This window comes from Amycolatopsis sp. WAC 04169 (genome assembly GCF_003947535.1).
Classification (GTDB): Bacteria; Actinomycetota; Actinomycetes; order Mycobacteriales; family Pseudonocardiaceae; genus Amycolatopsis; species Amycolatopsis keratiniphila.
The window spans coordinates 1-13,439 of the sequence record NZ_QHJI01000017.1 but is presented as its reverse complement, the minus strand read 5'-3'; the positions used below and the strand labels follow the sequence as shown (position 1 = coordinate 13,439).

Sequence of the window (13,439 nt, the reverse complement as noted above, 5' to 3'; positions counted from 1 at the left end):
CTCAGCGTCGGGGGCCGACCTGGGGCGTGGTTGTGCCGAAGCTGTGCACCCGCTGTGAGGATCCGATCACCGGAAGGTGGACGGCGAATTCGGTGCGTCCCGGGCGGCTGTGCACCTCGATCGTGCCGTGATGGGCCACGACGATCGCCGACGCGATGGCCATCCCGAGCCCGGTGCCGCCCGCGGTCCGTGAGCGGGAGGAGTCACCGCGGGCGAAGCGTTCGAACACGGTCGGCAGGAGCTCCGGTGCGATACCGGGGCCGTCGTCGGTGACGGTGAGCACCGCGGCGCCGACGGACGAGCGGGTCAGCGCGGTGACCACCGTGGTGCCCGGCGGGGTGTGCGTGCGCGCGTTGGACAGCAGGTTCGCCAGCACCTGGTGCAGGCGCTGGACATCGCCGCGGACGAGGACGGGTACCGGCGGGAGCCGGAGTTCCCAGCGATGGTCCGGGCCCGCCACGTGCGCGTCGCCGACGGCGTCCGCGGCCAGCCTGGCGAGATCGACCTCGCCCGCTTCGAGCGGCCGGCCGGCGTCGAGTCTCGCCAGCAGGAGGAGGTCTTCGACCAGTGTGGTCATCCGGGCCGCCTCGGACTGGATCCGCGACATCGAACGCGCGACCTCCGGCGGCGCCAGCGCGCTGCCACGGCCGGCGAGTTCGGCGTATCCGCGGATGGCCGCGAGCGGCGTGCGGAGTTCATGGCTCGCGTCGGCGACGAACCGGCGGACCCGGGTCTCGCTGGCCTGCCGGGCTTCCAGCGCCCGCGCGATATGCCCGAGCATGAGGTTCAGCGCCGAACCGACCTGGCCGACCTCGGTCCGCGGATCGGTGTCGATCTCGGGCACCCGCACGGAAAGCGCGACCTGACCGCGGTCGAGGCGCATCGCCGACACCCGGCCGGCGGTGGCCGCGACCCGGTCGAGCGGCCGCAGCGTGCGCCGGACGGCGAACGCGCCGAGGAACCCGGCGCCGGTGACGCCCGCCGCCGCGACCCCGAACAGGATCCAGCGCACGGTGGTCAGGGTGTCCTGCATCGGCCCGAGCGGGAGCCCGGTGACGACCACGCCGCCAGGGATCGATGAGGCCTGCACGCGGTAGTCGCCCAGCCCGCCGATCGTCAGCGTCATCGGCGGCCGGTCCGCCGGGATCGAGAACAGCCCGGCCTCCTGCTCGGCCGACAGTCCTTGCGGAAGTCCTTGCACGGTAAGGACTCCCGCGTAGAGCACGCGGTCTCCGGAGACCCGCACGCTGAGCGTCCCGGAGGCCTGGCCCGGCGCGTTGAGCGGGTTGGGACCGAGGCCGTCCTCCGGCGGCCTGCTCGCGAAGTCGTGGGCGCGGTCCGACGCGGCCGAGAGCTGGTCGTCTATCTGGCGGGTGAGGAACGACCGCAACGCGATCTCGCTGGCGACGCCGATCACCAGGCAGACGAACGCGAGCAGCAAGACCATCGAGCCGGTCAGCTTGGCGCGCAGGGAAAGCCGCCCGGACCGGGGCCACCGGCGCGGGCCGGTGGTCGGACCGGATGCCATGCCCCGAGCGTGCGCCGCGGTCGTATGCGCGCGTTGTGTCCCGCCTGTGAGCCCGCTGTGTGCCTAGGCCGCACTCGCGTGATCGGAGACGTAACTCGCGTGATTGGAGGCGGAACATCGAGTTACGCGCCCAATCACGCGAGTTACGCGTCCAATCACGTGAGTTACGGGAAGAAGGACGGGGTCAGCGGTCGTAGTCGACGCCGAGTTCGGGGGAGGTGGCCACCGCGCGGCAGGTCAGGATCCGTCCCGCCGCGACCTCGTCGTCCCCGAGCGCGTAGTGCACGTCCATCCGGGCGTCGCCGTGCACCACGGTCGCCCGGCACGTGCCGCAAGCCCCGCCGACGCACGCGTACGGCGCGTCGACGCCGTGCCGCAGCGCGGCGCTGAGCACGGTTTCGCCCACCGTCGCGGGGATTTCGACGGTCTTCCCGCCGGCGGTCACCGTCAGCGTCGAGCCGGGGCGCCGCGACGGGCGGACCGGAAGCGCGCCCTGGAACAGTTCGAAGTGGACGTTCTCGTCCGGGACGTCCCGGTCGGCCAGCGTCCGGCGGGCCATGTCGACGAGGTCGCGCGGGCCGCACAGGAACCAGTCGTCCACCTTCGCCGGATGCAGCCGTGCCTGCAGCAGCGCGCGGAGGCGGGTGCTGTCGAGCCGGCCGCGCTGGTAGCGCTCGTGCGAGATGGCCAGCGCCTCGCCGACGATGTCGAACGGCCTTTCGAGCCGTTGCGTGCGCAGGTCCGGGTCGCGTTCGTCGGTGCGGTAGTGCACGACGTGCAGCCGTCCGCCCAGCCGCGCGGCGAGTTCGCCGAGTTCGCCGGCGAACATCGTGCTGGCGCCGGAGGTGTTGATGTACAGCAAGGTCGCCTTGCTGTTCGGCTCGTCGCGCAGGGTCGCGGCCAGGATCGACAGGATCGGCGTGATCCCGCTGCCCGCGGCGAGCGCGACGTAACGTCCGGCGCGTCCCCGCTCCGGGAGCAGCGTGAACTCGCCGTCCGGCGGCAGGACGTCCAGGACGTCGCCCGCCGCGAGTTCCGTGGTGGCGAACGTCGAGAACGCGCCGCCGAGCTGGTGCTTGATCGCGATCCGCAGCACGCCGGAGTCCGGTGTCGAGCAGATCGAGTAGGCGCGCCGCACCTCTTCCCCGTCCACCTCCGCGCGGATGACGAGGTGCTGGCCGGGGGTGAACCGGAAGGTCTCGCGCAGCCGCTCCGGCACGTCGAACGTCACGGTGACGGCGCCCTCGCACAGCGGCCGGACCTCGGCGACCCGCAGCGCGTGGAACCGGCTCGGCCGCAGCGGCTGGCGCGCGGGCGGCTCCTCGTCGAACGAGCCGGTGAGCCGTCGCCATTCGCGGTACTCCGACGCCGTCAGCTCGCGGCCCCACGGGGTCGCGATCGGGACGTCCCTCGCGAGATAGGCGTCGCGGTTGTCCCGCCACGTGCGCAGGTACCGGTAGAACGGGATCGCCGGGTGGAGATGGTGCACCAGGTGGTAGTTCTGGCACAGCATGATCGGCGTCATCAGCCATTCGAGCCCGACGCGGACGCGGGTGGCGCCGAAGCGGTTCTGCCGCTGCGCGCCGAGGTCGTGATGCGGGAGCCAGTCGAACCACCAGGCCAGCACGGCCAGCCCGACGCGCTGCGGGATCAGGTAGACCATCAGCAGTTCCCAGCCGTGGCCGCTCACGGTCAGCCAGGCGAACGCGGCGAGGCTCAGCGTGACGACGGCCGCGGTCTCGATCCGCTCCGACGGCGGCCGCGTGCGCTGCCGCGCCACGTAGAAGCGGGCGTACCAGAAGTCGATGGTCAGCCAGCGCAGTGGCAACTGCCACCAGGGGCCGTGCGCGGTCCAGGCGTCGGGGTCGGTGTGGGCGTCCTCGTTGGTGTTGCGGTGGTGCTCCAGATGGATGTAGCGCACCAGGGGGAAGGAGCCGTAGGCCGCCACGAACGGCATCGCGAGCCTGCCGAGCAGTTCGTTGACCCAGGTGAGCCGCCCGGCCGCGTGATGCGTCGACTCGTGCAGCACGGTGAACATGGTGAAGGTGACCAGCGCATGCAGGGGAATGGTCACCCAGAGCGGCGCGGCCTCGTTGACGACCAGCCAGGTGGCGCCCGTCCAGACCATGGCGCCGCCGGTGAACAGCAGCACCGTCGGTACCGAGACCGGCGGCAGCGGGACACGCGGGTTGGGCACGCCGCGTCTGGGTCTTCTCTCGGGCGATTCCCCCGTGTCCTCGGACCGGGTTACGGCGACGGTCATCGATCGTTCCCCCTCGGTCGATGGCTACCGGGACAAGCCAGCACACCGTAGACAATTAGTACTGGTTTGTAAACTTCATCCGATCGCCGAAACGCCTCGTCACGGCGTCCGATGGTGAAGCGTGGCACGCATCCGTGTCCAGGAAAGGGTCGGTTCGTAACAGAGAAGAACCGAAAACTCGTCCGATCGGGTGGTCGGGGGCCTGATGGTCCGACGTGGTTCGAAACCTGTGATGGGCGGTGGAGGGCGGGCTGATGGCCCCGGGCCCGGGCGGGGAAGGGACACGGCCTAGACTCGGACGGCCCGGTCTGCAAGGTGACCAGGGCACATCCGCCGTCGAAGACATGCGGATGCCCCAACACATCGTTTACCGCTCGAGGAGAATACGTTGAAGAGCACCGTCGAGCAGCTCAGCCCGACGCGAGTCAAGATCAATGTCGAGGTGCCGTTCGACGAGCTCAAGCCGAACTTCGACCGCGCCTACCGCAAGATCGCCCAGCAGGTGCGCATCCCCGGCTTCCGCCCGGGCAAGGCGCCGGCTCGCGTGCTGGAAAGCCGGATCGGGCGAGCCCCGGTGCTCGACGAGGTCGTCAACGAGGTCATTCCGGCCAAGTACATGGAAGCCGTGCGCGCGGGCGAGGTCCGCACGCTGGGCCAGCCCGAGTTCGAGGTGACCAAGCTGGAGGACCGCGAGGTCCTCGAGTTCACCGCCGAAGTCGACGTCCGCCCGGAGATCTCGCTGCCCGACCTCGAGGGCTTCGCGGTCAGCGTCGACGACGTCGAACTGACCGACGCCGAGGTCGACGAGCAGCTCGACGAGCTGCGCGCCCGCTTCGGCACGCTGACCGGTGTCGACCGCCCGGCCGAGAACGGCGACTTCGTCTCGATCGACCTCGCGGCCACCGTCGACGGCCAGGAGGTCGAGGAGGCCTCGACCACCGGCCTGTCCTACGAGATCGGCTCCGGCCAGCTCGTCGACGGCATCGACGAGGCGATCATCGGCGCGAAGGCCGGCGAGACCAAGACCTTCACCACGAAGCTGGTCGCCGGCGAGCACACCGGCAAGGACGCCGACGTCACCGTCACCGTGCAGACCATCAAGCAGCGCGAGCTGCCCGAGGCGGACGACGAGTTCGCCCAGATGGCGAGCGAGTTCGACACGATCGACGAGCTGAAGGCCGACCTTCGCGAGCGTCTCGGCCGCGTCAAGAAGATGCAGCAGGGCGTCCAGGCCCGTGACAAGGTCCTCGAGGAGCTCCTCGAGCGCACCGAGGTCGCGATCCCGGAGAAGGTCCTCGAGGCCGAGATCGAGAACCGCAAGCACGACGCGATCCACCCCTTCGACCACGACGAGGCGCAGTTCGCGAAGGCGCTTGAGGCCGAAGGCCGCACGATCGAAGAGTTCGACACCGAGGTCCGCGAGGAGTCGGAGAAGGCGGTCCGCACGCAGCTGCTGCTGGACAGCATCGCCGACGCCGAGCAGACGTCGGTCAACGACGGCGAGCTCACCGAACGCATCATCTACCAGGCGCAGCGCTTCGGCGTCAGCCCGGACGAGTACGTCCAGCGGGCGCAGCAGTCCGGTCAGCTGACCGCGATCTACGCCGACGTCCGCCGCGGCAAGGCGCTGGCCTCGGTGGTCCGCAAGACCACCGTGACCGACGCCTCCGGCGCCACGGTCGACCTCGAAGAGCTCTTCGGCCCCGCAGCCGAGGAGACGCAGGTCACCGAGGAGACCGCGAAGACTGCGGCCGAGTAGGGAATATCCGGTCCGGTCGAAACGGACCGTAAAGCTGTAAGCGAACTTGGGCGGTGTCAGGCATTCTGCACCGCCCAAGTTCGTTAGGGTCGTTGCAAGATCCTCAAGCATCTGGACATACGCGGCGGCGAACGTTCCACCCGCCGCCGTCGGCGAAAAGGCAGGCATGACGTGACGCAGCACACGCCCCAGGCGCGGACCGGTACCGCAGGGCTCAACCTCACCGACTCGGTCTTCGAGCGGTTGCTCCAGGAGCGCATCGTCGTCCTCGGCTCCGAGGTCAACGACGAGGTCGCGAACCGGATCACCGCGCAGTTGTTGCTGCTCGACGCAGACGACTCCGAGTCGGACATCCGCTTCTACATCAACTCGCCCGGTGGCTCGGTCACCGCGGGTTTCGCGATCTACGACACCATGCAGCTGATCCGCCCGGACGTCGCGACCTACGCGATGGGCCTGGCCGCGTCGATGGGGCAGTTCCTGCTCTCCTCCGGCACGCCCGGCAAGCGGTACGCGCTGCAGCACGCGCGCATCCTCATGCACCAGCCCTCGGCGGGTGTCGGCGGCACGGCCTCCGACATCGCCATCCAGGCCGAGGTGTTCGGCAAGTGGAAGCAGGAGCTGGCGCGGATCACCGCCGAGCAGACCGGCCAGACGGTCGAGCAGATCGTCAAGGACGGTGACCGCGACCGCTGGTTCACCGCGCAGGAGGCGAAGGACTACGGCTTCGTGGACCAGGTCCTCACTCGTGAGAACCCGCTTCCCAACAGCTGATCCGCGCCCGGCACACAGGAGAATTCAATGAGCAACTTCCAGCTTCCGATCGGGTCGCAGGCGCCCGGGATGCAGTCGCGGCTCCAGCTGCCGCAGTCGCGGTACGTCCTGCCCTCGTACGTCGAGCGCACGAGCTACGGCATCAAGGAATCGAACCCGTACAACAAGCTGTACGAAGAGCGTCAGATCATGCTCGGCGTGCAGATCGACGACGCGTCGGCCAACGACGTGATGGTCCAGCTGCTCCACCTCGAGCACGAGGACCCGGACCGCGACATCATGATCCTGATCAACTCGCCCGGTGGCTCGTTCACCGCGCTGATGGCGATCTACGACACGATGCAGTACGTCCGCCCGGACATCGTCACCATGTGCATCGGCCAGGCCGCCTCGGCCGCCGCGGTGCTGCTGGCCGCCGGTACCCCCGGCAAGCGATTCACGCTGCCGAATTCGCGCGTGCTGATCCACCAGCCCGCCACCGAGGGCACCTACGGCCAGGTGTCGGACCTGGAGATCCAGGCCAACGAGATCCAGCGGGTGCGGCGCCAGATGGAGGTCATCCTGGCGAAGCACACCGACAAGGACGCCGACGAGGTCAAGAAGGACATCGAGCGCGACAAGATCCTGACGGCCGACGAGGCCAAGGCGTACGGGATCGTCGACGAGGTGCTCGAGTACCGCAAGGCTTCGAGCAGCTGATCGAGCGAGGGGACCGGTGCGTGTCGGGAGACGACACGCACCGGACCCCTGGTCTATGGTCAGCTTCTGGCGTGCTCAGATGTGACGTTGGTTCTCCCGTCGGCGGCATCGGACGGGTACCGTCAGTGGCAGTGTGTGAGGCTCCGAGCGGTCATCCGTGACCGGGGCGGTAAGACAGTCAGGCGCGTATCGCGCCGGAGGGGACGAGGTCAACGGCCATGGCACGGATCGGTGACGGCGGCGACCTGCTGAAATGTTCTTTCTGCGGCAAGAGCCAGAAGCAGGTGAAGAAGCTCATTGCCGGCCCCGGGGTCTACATCTGCGATGAGTGCATCGATCTCTGCAACGAGATCATCGAAGAGGAACTGGCCGAGGCCGGCGAGGTCAAGCTCGACGAGCTGCCCAAACCCGCCGAGATCCACGAGTTCCTCGAGCAGTACATCATCGGCCAGGACGACGCGAAGCGTTCGCTGGCCGTGGCGGTGTACAACCACTACAAGCGTGTGCAGTCCGACGACAAGGCCGGGCCGAAGGATTCCAAGGACGAGACCGTCGAGCTGGCGAAGTCCAACATCCTGATGCTCGGGCCGACGGGCTGCGGCAAGACCTACCTGGCCCAGACCCTGGCGAAGATGCTGAACGTCCCGTTCGCCATCGCGGACGCCACGGCGCTCACCGAGGCCGGGTACGTGGGCGAGGACGTCGAGAACATCCTGCTCAAGCTGATCCAGGCGGCGGATTACGACGTCAAGCGCGCCGAGACGGGCATCATCTACATCGACGAGGTCGACAAGATCGCCCGCAAGTCGGAGAACCCGTCGATCACCCGCGACGTGTCCGGCGAGGGCGTGCAGCAGGCGCTGCTGAAGATCCTCGAGGGCACCACCGCCTCGGTGCCGCCGCAGGGCGGCCGCAAGCACCCGCACCAGGAGTTCATCCAGATCGACACGACGAACGTGCTGTTCATCGTGGCCGGCGCGTTCGCCGGGCTGGAGAAGATCATCAACGAGCGGGTCGGCAAACGCGGCCTCGGGTTCGGCGCGGAGATCCGCACCAAGGCCGAGATCGACGAGAGCGACATCTTCTCCGACACCATGCCGGAGGACCTGATCAAGTTCGGGCTGATCCCGGAGTTCATCGGGCGTCTCCCGGTCGTGGCGACGGTGACCCACCTCGACAAGGACTCGCTGGTCAGCATCCTGACCACGCCGCGCAACGCGCTGGTGAAGCAGTACAAGAAGCTCTTCGAGATGGACAACGTCGAGCTGGAGTTCACCAAGACCGCGCTCGAGGCCATCGCCGACCAGGCCGTGCTCCGCGGCACCGGCGCCCGTGGCCTGCGCGCGATCATGGAAGAGGTCCTGCAGCCGGTCATGTACGACATCCCCAGCCGCGACGACGTCGCGAAGGTCGTCATCACCGAGCAGACCGTCCGCGAGAACGTGAACCCGACGATCGTGGCGCGTCAGCCGTCACGCCGTCGCAGCAGCGAGCGCGGCGAGAAGTCCGCCTGACGGAGCTGTTTCGTCACCGATGCCCCGGCCGGAAACCTCCGGCCGGGGCATCGGTTTCTCCGGCCCGGTCCGGCCGGTGACCGGACCGGGATAGGATGCGAAGGTGCCGCTGACTCCCACGAAGGACGAGAACGAGGCTCCCGAGCTGGAAGCCGCGAGTCCACGCGAGGTCAGGGGACTCGTCGAACTCACCGAACGCATCGTCGTCGGGGCCTACCGCGGGCATCCGTGGCTCCCGCGCGCCCTGACGATCGCGCTGGGCGTGCTGGTGGTGACCTGCCTGGTGGCCGGGGTCGTCCGCCTGTCGCCACTGCCGGTGATCCCGCTGCCGTTCTTCGCCGTTTCGGCGTACGCGCTCGTCCGGCTCAAGGCGGCGAAAAGCGCCGAGGCGAACCAGTCGCTCGTCGCCTGGACGGGACTGTTCACCGGTGCGACGCTCGCCGGATTCTGGCTGATCTCGATGGCGGGACGCTGGCTCGGCTGATCGGACCGATGCCGTTTCCGCGATTTCCCTCCGTTAGCAGGGTTTCAGAATCGTCTTCACGGGGTAAGACGAGTCCGTGACAGTCACCGCGGGTCTCTTCTCGCACGTGGGCCTACTCTACTCCGGTGACGCCGAGTACCTGGACGGTACGGTTCCGTACATCCTGGAGGGCCTGAAGCTCGGCCAGCCCGTCGCGGTGGCCGTCCCCGGCCGGAATCTGGCGCTGATCGAAGCCGCCCTGGGCGATTCCGCGGCCGAGGTCGAGCTCATCGACATGACCGAGGCGGGCCGCAATCCCGGCCGCATCCTCCCCGGTGTGCTGCTCGCGTTCGCGGACCACCGCCCGGGGCCGGTGCGGATCATCGGCGAACCGATCTGGGCGGGCCGGTCGGCCCTGGAGTACCCGGCCTGCGCGCAGCACGAGGCGCTGATCAACTTCGCTTTCGGGGACCGCGAGCTGAGCATCCTCTGCCCCTACGACCGCAACCGGCTCGAAGACGACGTCCTCGCCGACGCCGAGCGGACCCACCCGACGCTGTCCGGCGCCGGGGGAGACCGCCCGAGCGCGGGGTACGCCCCCGACGCGGTCGTCGAGAAGTACAACCTCCCGCTGCCCGAACCGCGGACGGCCGACGCGTTCCGTTTCGACCTCGCCCGGCTCGCCGCGGTGCGGAGTTTCGCGCAGGACCGGGCCGAGGAGTACGGGCTCGCCTTGGAGCGCGTGGAAGACCTCGTGCTCGCCGTGGCCGAACTGTCCGCCAACAGCGTGCTGCACGGTTCGGGGCACGGTGTCGTCCGCGTCTGGCGTGAAGAGGACTACGTGCTCTGCGAGGTCATCGACGAAGGCACGCTGAGCGATCCGCTGGCGGGCCGCCGTCCCGCCTCGCCGGGACAGATCGGCGGACGTGGCCTGGTGCTGGTGAACCAGGTCGCCGACCTGGTCCGGCAGTACCTGAGACCGGGGTCGACCGTGACCAGGATCTACTTCCGCGTCTGAGCGGCCTCAGGCGTTCTTCGGGACGTGCTTGCCGAGGAACGCGACCAGGCTCGGCACGACCGTGCGGTTGAAGGCGTCGCCGTGCTTGCCGCGCGAGGTGTGCGCGACCATGGGCCGCGCCTCGGCGATGAACTTCCGCACCCCGCCGATGAACGGGTCTTCGGTCCCGCACCAGATCCCGGTCGGCACGCTCTTGGTGACGTCGATGTGGCGCAGCGGGTCCAGCGAGCCCCAGTCGGCGGCGTCGCGGAACGCGCGCCGTTTGCTCATCTCGGCCCACGACGTGATCAGCGCGGGTGCGAGGGCCGCGACCGCGGCGGGAGGGCGACGTCGTTCCAGGCGGCGCCGGGTGTACAGCAGCGCGCCGAAGCCGCCCATCGAGAGCCCGGTGGCGGCGAACGGCTGCCCGTCCCGGCCGCCGAGGCCGCGCGCGGCGAGCCAGCGGGGGACCTCTTCGAGGAGCATCGCCATCGGGTTGTCACCCGGCTTGTTCTCGTGCCAGTAGTGGTCTCCGCCGTCGACGGCGACGAACCCGAACGGGGGCACCGCCTTGCGGGCGACCTCACTGCCGAGCTGCTTCAGCAGTCCTGTCGGGGCGGCGTGCCGCGCGGTGCCGTGGAGGCCGTGCAGCATCAGCGACATCGGCAGGCCCTTGGGCGGCGCCTTGGTCGGCAGCATGAGCACGAGATCGACCTCGCGGCCGCGGGCTTCGGAGTAGACGCGTTCGACGCGCGGGCTGCCCAGCTGGGTGGCCGGGGTCGGCGACGCGACGCCGAGCGCCCGCTGGAGCGCTTCGCTGAACGGCAGGGCTCCGGTGGCCGTTCCGGCGGCGAGCCCGGCGACCCCGAGGCCGGAGGCGCCCGCGATCAGCACGGAACGACGGCTCAGCCACCGGCGGGCGCCGTCCACCCCCGGCAGCGTCGTGTGCCCCTGGTCGTCCTCGTTCACCGATCCCCGATCCCCCTGTTGAGCTTCCACCAGGTCAGACGCGCGTTTCCGCTCGAAGGTTGCACGATTCACCGACCTGTGACCGGGGTATCGCCGGATCAGGTGCCGATGTTTCCCTCTTTCGCGCGCCAGGCCTCGATCGAGCGCCGGGCGGACCGCGTCGCGGCCTCGTAAGTGTCGCCCAGCCCCACGCCGAGGGCGGTGGCCAGGGGAATCAGGATGTGGTCCACACCATTCTCGCCGTCGCCGAAGTGGCCGGCGACCTCCAGCGTGATGTACCCGTGCACGGCGCTCCAGAGCTGGGCGGCGACCTCGAACTCCGGGGCGGGGCGGAACCGGCCTGCGTCGATCACCCGTTTCGCGGCGCGGACGAGGTAGCCGAACGCCTCGATGCCCTCTTCACTGGCGTTCTGGCGGGTCTCCTCGTTGGTCATGTCGCCGAGGGTCACCTTCTGCCCGCTGGGCTGGCTCTGGCCGAAGGTCACCGCGTAGAGCTGCGGATCGTCCACGACGGTCCGCCGGTACGCCAGCGCGAGGGTGAGGATGTCGGCCGCCGGGTCGTCGGTCTCCTCGACCCGGCCCAGGTTCGCCGACAGCCGACGGAATCCCTCGCGCGCGACCTCGTCCACGAGGGCGCCCATCCCGCCGAAGTGGGTGTACACGGCCATGGTGGACGCGCCGATCTCGGCCGCCAGCTTGCGGGCCTGGAGCGCCTCCGGGCCGCCGTGCGCGAGCAGCCGGATCGCCGCTTCGATCAGCTTTCCCTTGACCTCGGTGGCGGAAGGTTTCGGTGCCATGCTTGCCAGTATCTCATAACCCTGTTATAAATGAGGGCATAACATCGTTATCCCAGGCTAGGGGGCTGTGATGGGAAACAAGTTCCTCGAGGGCAATTTCGCCCCGGTCAGCCGAGAGCACACGATCACCGAACTGAGCGTCACCGGGCACATCCCGGAGTATCTGGACGGGCGCTACCTGCGGAACGGGCCGAACCCGCTGTCCGAAGTGGACCCCGCGACGTATCACTGGTTCATGGGCGACGGCATGGTGCACGGCGTCCGGCTGCGGGACGGCCGCGCCGAGTGGTACCGCAACCGCTGGGTGCGCAATCCCCGGCTGTCCGCGGAGATCGGCGAGCGGTGGGAGGGCGGGCCGGTCTCCGGGGTCGCGTCGATGGGGGCCAACACGAACGTCATCGGCCACGCGGGCAAGACCCTCGCGCTGATCGAGGGCGGACCCACGAACTTCGAACTGACCGACGAACTCGACACCGTCGGTGCCTGCGATTTCGACGGCACCCTTCCCGGCGGCTACACCGCCCATCCGAAGCGTGATCCGGAGACCGGCGAACTGCACGCCGTGTCGTACTTCTTCGGCTGGGGCAACAAGGTGCAGTACTCGGTGATCGACGCGCAGGGCCGCGCGCGGCGCAAGGTGGACATCGAGGTCGCCGGTTCGCCGATGATGCACGACTTCTCCCTGACCGAGAAGCACGTCGTCTTCTACGACCTCCCGGTCACGTTCGCGACCGAGCAGGCCGTCGCCGCTTCCGTCCCGCCGTTCCTGCGCACGCCCGCCCAGCTGGTGGTGTCCGCGCTGGTGGGCAAGGTGAAGGTGCCGGATCCGCTCAGCGCGCGGCTGCGCCAGCGGATCACGGGCAACGCGGGCCTGCCGTACCGCTGGAACCCGAAGTATCCGGCGCGGGTCGGCGTGATGCCGCGCGAAGGCGGCAACGGTGACGTCCGCTGGTTCGAGATCGAGCCGTGCTACGTGTTCCACCCGATGAACGCCTACGACGACGGCGACGACATCGTGCTGGACGTCGTGCGGCATCCGAAGATGTTCGACACCGAACTCCTCGGTCCCGCCGAGGGGCCGCCGACCCTGGATCGCTGGACGATCGACCTGAGCGTCGGCAAGGTCATCGAGGAACGTCTCGACGACCAGGGACAGGAGTTCCCGCGCGTCGACGAGCGTTTGGTGGGGCGTCGGCACCGCTTCGGCTACTCGGTGTCCACAAAGGACGGCTCGGCGTCCTCGGGTTCCTTGCTCAAGCACGATTTGTGGAACCGGTCGGTCCAGTCGCGGGAATTCGGCGACGGCGCGCAGGTGGGGGAGTTCGTGTTCGTGCCGTCCTCAGTGGACGCCGGCGAGGACGAGGGCGTGCTGATGGGTTTCGTCTACGATCCCGCGACACAGAAGAGCGATCTGACCATTCTGGACGCGGGGACGCTGGAGACCGTCGGGGCCGTGCACCTGCCGGACCGGGTGCCGAACGGCTTCCACGGCAACTGGGTGGGCACGGAGTAAGTGGTCCCGTGATCAGCGGTGCCGAACCGGTACTTTCGTGGGGTTGCCCCTTGGGGCCGGACATCTTGATTCCAGACAGGGGTCTGGAGGGAGGATGTCTTGGTGTCGCGTTCGTCGAAGTATCCGGAGCAGTTCCGTCGGGATGCGGTGGAGCTGGTGGAGT

General features: G+C 69.0%; 11 protein-coding genes. 7 read left to right on the top strand and 4 right to left on the bottom strand.

Annotated features, from left to right (window positions below):
* Position 1 precedes the first annotated feature (1 nt).
* Together DMC61_RS38145 and DMC61_RS38140 are read right to left on the bottom strand one after the other, a co-directional pair.
* A complete protein-coding gene (locus DMC61_RS38145) occupies positions 2 to 1,528 on the bottom strand; it encodes a cell wall metabolism sensor histidine kinase WalK (RefSeq protein WP_125695351.1) in 1,527 nt (508 codons plus the stop codon).
* Between the two features lie 184 nt (positions 1,529 to 1,712).
* On the bottom strand, positions 1,713 to 3,725 hold the full coding sequence (locus tag DMC61_RS38140) for a fatty acid desaturase (protein ID WP_125695451.1): 2,013 nt from the start codon (positions 3,723 to 3,725) through the stop codon (positions 1,713 to 1,715).
* Positions 3,726 to 4,179: 454 nt separating this feature from the next.
* On the opposite strand from DMC61_RS38140, the gene tig reads away from it, so the two are divergent.
* The 6 genes from tig (at position 4,180) to DMC61_RS38110 (ending at position 10,018) form a co-directional block, all read left to right on the top strand.
* On the top strand, positions 4,180 to 5,550 hold the full coding sequence (gene tig, locus DMC61_RS38135; protein WP_125695350.1) for a trigger factor: 1,371 nt from the start codon (positions 4,180 to 4,182) through the stop codon (positions 5,548 to 5,550).
* Between the two features lie 171 nt (positions 5,551 to 5,721).
* Positions 5,722 to 6,324, top strand: a complete 603-nt coding sequence (locus DMC61_RS38130; protein ID WP_016332353.1) for a ClpP family protease — start codon at positions 5,722 to 5,724, stop codon at positions 6,322 to 6,324.
* 27 nt (positions 6,325 to 6,351) lie between these two features.
* Positions 6,352 to 7,023: an ATP-dependent Clp protease proteolytic subunit gene (locus tag DMC61_RS38125; protein ID WP_125695349.1), complete on the top strand. Its 672-nt coding sequence runs from the start codon at positions 6,352 to 6,354 to the stop codon at positions 7,021 to 7,023.
* Between the two features lie 218 nt (positions 7,024 to 7,241).
* Positions 7,242 to 8,537: an ATP-dependent Clp protease ATP-binding subunit ClpX gene (gene clpX, locus DMC61_RS38120; RefSeq protein ID WP_016332355.1), complete on the top strand. Its 1,296-nt coding sequence runs from the start codon at positions 7,242 to 7,244 to the stop codon at positions 8,535 to 8,537.
* Positions 8,538 to 8,640: 103 nt separating this feature from the next.
* Positions 8,641 to 9,021, top strand: coding sequence for a hypothetical protein (locus DMC61_RS38115; RefSeq protein ID WP_125695348.1), 381 nt, complete (start codon positions 8,641 to 8,643; stop codon positions 9,019 to 9,021).
* A 76-nt stretch (positions 9,022 to 9,097) separates the two neighbouring features.
* Entirely contained in the window at positions 9,098 to 10,018 is a 921-nt protein-coding gene (locus DMC61_RS38110; protein ID WP_370456446.1) for an anti-sigma factor RsbA family regulatory protein, read from the top strand.
* A 6-nt stretch (positions 10,019 to 10,024) separates the two neighbouring features.
* Here DMC61_RS38110 and DMC61_RS38105 read toward each other — a convergent pair whose 3' ends face one another.
* Complete coding sequence (locus tag DMC61_RS38105; protein ID WP_125695346.1) at positions 10,025 to 10,966, bottom strand: alpha/beta hydrolase family protein; 942 nt, start codon at positions 10,964 to 10,966, stop codon at positions 10,025 to 10,027.
* Positions 10,967 to 11,064: 98 nt separating this feature from the next.
* Positions 11,065 to 11,763, bottom strand: a complete 699-nt coding sequence (locus DMC61_RS38100) for a TetR/AcrR family transcriptional regulator (protein WP_016332359.1) — start codon at positions 11,761 to 11,763, stop codon at positions 11,065 to 11,067.
* Between the two features lie 70 nt (positions 11,764 to 11,833).
* Between DMC61_RS38100 and DMC61_RS38095 the strand changes: the two genes are divergently transcribed.
* A complete protein-coding gene (locus DMC61_RS38095; RefSeq protein ID WP_125695345.1) occupies positions 11,834 to 13,276 on the top strand; it encodes a carotenoid oxygenase family protein in 1,443 nt (480 codons plus the stop codon).
* Positions 13,277 to 13,439 lie beyond the last annotated feature (163 nt).

Bases quoted from the DNA above. Each gene is read 5' to 3' on its own strand.
- DMC61_RS38145 (WP_125695351.1), bottom strand. From the start codon at position 1,528: ATGGCATCCGGTCCGACCACCGGCCCGCGCCGGTGGCCCCGGTCCGGG.
- DMC61_RS38125 (WP_125695349.1), top strand. From the start codon at position 6,352: ATGAGCAACTTCCAGCTTCCGATCGGGTCGCAGGCGCCCGGGATGCAG.
- clpX (WP_016332355.1), top strand. From the start codon at position 7,242: ATGGCACGGATCGGTGACGGCGGCGACCTGCTGAAATGTTCTTTCTGC.
- DMC61_RS38100 (WP_016332359.1), bottom strand. From the start codon at position 11,763: ATGGCACCGAAACCTTCCGCCACCGAGGTCAAGGGAAAGCTGATCGAA.
- DMC61_RS38095 (WP_125695345.1), top strand. From the start codon at position 11,834: ATGGGAAACAAGTTCCTCGAGGGCAATTTCGCCCCGGTCAGCCGAGAG.